The organism is Streptomyces tricolor (assembly GCF_002155905.1).
Taxonomy (GTDB): domain Bacteria; phylum Actinomycetota; class Actinomycetes; order Streptomycetales; family Streptomycetaceae; genus Streptomyces; species Streptomyces tricolor.
The window spans coordinates 1-517 of the sequence record NZ_MUMF01001081.1; the positions used below are offsets into that span (position 1 = coordinate 1).

General features: G+C 70.2%; 1 protein-coding gene. It reads left to right on the top strand.

The window, feature by feature from the left end; translation table 11 throughout:
- The coding region (locus CCN44_RS42865) for a TerD family protein (RefSeq protein WP_143650534.1) at window positions 1–449 on the top strand (449 nt) is incomplete at its 5' end.
- Window positions 450–517 lie beyond the last annotated feature (68 nt).

The following is a 517-nucleotide window of genomic DNA, read 5'->3' on the forward strand; positions in this document are numbered from 1 at the left end:
AGGACATCGACCTGGACGCCTCGGTCATCGCCTACGGCCCGCAGCGCAACCACATCGACAGCTGCTACTTCGGCAAGCTGACGATCCTCAAGGGCGCCGTCCGGCACTCCGGGGACAACCTGACCGGCGAGGGCGGGGGCGACGACGAGGTCATCACGGTCGACCTCGGCCGGCTGCCGCAGGAGGTCACCGGTCTGGTCTTCACGGTCAACTCCTTCTCCGGCCAGAAGTTCACCGAGGTCGCCAAGGCCTACTGCCGCCTGCTCGACGCGACCACCGGCGAGGAACTGGTCCGCTTCGACCTCACCGGCGCGGAGCCCCAGACGGGCGTCATGATGGCCAAGCTCATCCGCCAGTTCTCCGGCGAGTGGGACATGACGGCGATGGGCGACTTCGTGAAGGCGCGGACGGTACGGAACATGGTCGAGCCGGGGGCTCGCGCCCTGTAGCCGACTGCCGCTGCGCGGGCAGCCGGGCCGCTCGGGGCGGCACGGGTGCCCGCGCAGCGGCAGTCGGC